Origin of the sequence: Hoylesella timonensis S9-PR14 (assembly GCF_000762405.1) — a bacterium.
Classification (GTDB): Bacteria; Bacteroidota; Bacteroidia; order Bacteroidales; family Bacteroidaceae; genus Prevotella; species Prevotella timonensis_A.
In genome coordinates this window covers 1-1,099 of the sequence record NZ_JRPQ01000105.1, presented here as the reverse complement: position 1 = coordinate 1,099, position 1,099 = coordinate 1, and the positions used below count along the sequence as shown (strand labels likewise).

Genomic DNA, 1,099 nt, shown 5'->3' with positions numbered 1-1,099 from the left:
TATGCGACTTGTTGCATTGAGTCCGAACTTCTTTACGTCAAGTCTTTGAATAATGGCCTTGTAAAAGTTACGGATAAGTGTTGTAAGAAGAAGGAGCACTGTATTCTCTGCCATGAAGGATTTGGGCAATCTGTCCCATCCGAAACCATTGTTCATATCATCGAAGATGCGTTGGATTTCATCCTTCGTTTTCTCGCCATGGCATAATTAAAGCGAGCTTTATTCTGCTCATTTGGCTTAACGAAAACGTTCCTTTCCTCCACGAAGGTTATAGAACTCGACAATTTCTCTTACGGAAGAATCATAGTCGTNAGTCAGNATACAACGGTATGTGTATTCTCCTTCNCAAAAATCCTGCACACCATCCNTCCGTTTCTGTCTTTGAATCACAAGTCGATATGCNTTANCTTTCCACTTCTCAACAAGGATAGAGTTCAATTCAAACTCAATGCCATTGATTTCCTCAGTTTTCCAGCCTTTGAGAGCAAAGGTGTCAGTGTAGATCGAACTGCAGCGGTTAGCACGGATATAGAAAGACTTGCAGTGTTTTTCTATTTCCTCCACGATTTCCTCGGAACATGATCCACAATCAGCTCTGAAGCGATTGATAGTGAGCCCATTCTGTTCAAATCTCTCAAAGAACCTCTTCAGCGTGTCCTTCTGATGGAAACGAACATTTGTGTTACCATCGCTATTCTCTATACCAACTATCAAATCGCCAATAACCGCCACGCCAGGACGATAACCAAGGAACTTCTTGTATGTAGGCTTTGCATCATACTTTTCTGTCTCTATGAACTGATGGTCGAAATCAACATCATACATCTCACCCTCTTTCAGTTGGCCAGATGCAAATATACAATTGAGCAATAAAGTATTGAGAGTGTCAGCCGTATTGAAATCGTAGGTCTTGCCCATATCTGATGTGTATGAAATGTTTTCTTGCGTCAGCTCCTTTATCGCTCTGAGGATAGTATCAGAGCTACAAGTGCGAAGTGTCGGATGAAGCGAGAGGAGGTTCATCAAATGAGTAGTGACATCCTGGGGTACATGAACCGCCACAGAAGTANATACTCATGAGAGAACGGATGATTTCGCT

1 pseudogene is annotated in these 1,099 nt (G+C 42.1%); it reads right to left on the bottom strand.

From position 1 onward, the window contains the following. Window positions 1–1,099: pseudogene (locus tag HMPREF9304_RS07015) on the bottom strand (IS1380 family transposase); the annotation flags it as partial.